Below are 1,649 nucleotides of genomic sequence, written 5' to 3'. Positions count from 1 at the left end.
TCTTCTAAACTTGAAAAACGCATTTGTTGGCGGGAAATTCCTTGTATATGTTGCATTACGAAAAATCCTGTTTTTAAACAATACTTTTCTATATTTGTTTACAACAAAACGGAAGTTTTTTCACAGACTGACGTTATATGCTAGCTTTTTCCACCAAGTGCTGAAAAGAAAATCGAAATTGAAATGAAAAAATTTATCATACTTTTTTTGACAGTTATTCTGTCTTTTTCAATGTATTCACAAAATAGTATTTCTAAGAAGAAAGTTCAAAATTTCTTTAAAGAACTAATTGTCCAAAAGAAGAATGGAAAATTTTCAATTCCTTCAAGTGAATCTCTAATATTCAATGATATTGACAGTTCATATTATAAAAAAGACACAATAATTGCTTTTCGTTATAAATCAAAACACAAAGATTTATGTAAATCTGTTAACTGGACATTCTATAAAAAAAATACTTTTATTCGCAGTAGTTCTTCATTATGCAAAGAACCGCCAACAAATTCTGTTTCAAAATATCCTGACGATTATTATACAATTGCAGTTTACAATGTTGAAAATGAAATAATGTTTGATGTATTGAGATATGACAAAATGATTATGGAATCTTTTAAGGTCATATTAGTAGAAGAAAGTGAAGAATATTCTAAAATAACACTTTACCGAAGATTATAAGTTAAGCCAGCATATAACAGCCGTTTCTCGCAATTGCGATTTTTGTGGTAAGTTCACGTTTACGTTTCGCAAGAATTTTTATCTTTAACAGAAAATAATTCGTTCCGAAGTTCGCAACTGACGAGAAGCGGCGGAACGTTATGTGACATTTTAAAATCCTGCTTAATGAGAAAAATATTTGTTTTATTTATGTTCACGATTCTTTTGACAAGTTGTAAAGATGATTACGAACAAGAAGAATTAAAAGCTATCGAAGATGTTGCAAACGATTATTTAAAAACAAACGATTTATTATTAAATCCAACAAAGTTTTTTGATGATCAAATTATAGTAAGACCGAATATTGACAACTTAGACATTAAAGTTTATTTCTCAGACGATTTACTTCCCATTTCTCAAGTAAAAGAAGATAACGAGTGGATGTTTACAGATAATAATTTTAAAAAAGCATCAGACTCAATCACTTTTTTCAGCATATTAAACTCGCAAAAATTCAAAGATTTAAAATTTAGAGAGTTTGCAAAATCAAAACTAAAATTAGAAAGACCTTACACACAGTTTAAATCAAGTCAAACCAAATTTACAGCAGATGAAGAATACAGAGTTTTGAATTTTTCTAGAGTTTGCTTTGATGATAAACGAGAAAACGGAATTGTTGTGATTGAATATTTAGTCGGTTATGAAAGTGGAACAAGTAGCGGATATCACAATTCTCTGCTTATTAAAAAGAAAAATGGAAAATGGACTTATGTTCGTCGTAAATAAAAAAAACGTCACATAACAGCCACTACAACGGATTTGGCATTTGGTTTAATGGAAAGATGGTTTTGTATTTGGAAGATTTGGCAAATCCGAAAATAGGGCTTAATTTAATCCCAAACTGCTTGTAGCGCGAGAACGTCAGGCTGTGAAAAAACCTCCTTTTTTCATTATTCCCATAAAAATTAACGACACTACAATTCAAATAAAGCCTT

At 29.5% G+C, this 1,649-nt stretch carries 3 protein-coding genes; 2 read left to right on the top strand and 1 reads right to left on the bottom strand.

What is annotated here, in order from left to right; all coding sequences use genetic code 11:
• Positions 1 to 183: 183 nt before the first annotated feature.
• Positions 184 to 675: a hypothetical protein gene (locus FLACHUCJ7_RS25095; RefSeq protein WP_180910967.1), complete on the top strand. Its 492-nt coding sequence runs from the start codon at positions 184 to 186 to the stop codon at positions 673 to 675.
• A 165-nt stretch (positions 676 to 840) separates the two neighbouring features.
• Entirely contained in the window at positions 841 to 1,440 is a 600-nt protein-coding gene (locus FLACHUCJ7_RS25090) for a hypothetical protein (protein ID WP_180910966.1), read from the top strand.
• Positions 1,441 to 1,462: 22 nt separating this feature from the next.
• On the opposite strand, the gene FLACHUCJ7_RS25085 is transcribed toward FLACHUCJ7_RS25090, so the two are convergent.
• The coding region (locus FLACHUCJ7_RS25085; protein WP_219634175.1) for a hypothetical protein at positions 1,463 to 1,649 on the bottom strand (187 nt) is incomplete at its 5' end.

The organism is Flavobacterium salmonis (assembly GCF_903819435.1).
In the GTDB taxonomy this organism is placed as follows: domain Bacteria; phylum Bacteroidota; class Bacteroidia; order Flavobacteriales; family Flavobacteriaceae; genus Flavobacterium; species Flavobacterium chungangense.
Note: the sequence above shows the minus strand (reverse complement) of the source record. Positions and strands in the feature narration are given on the sequence as shown.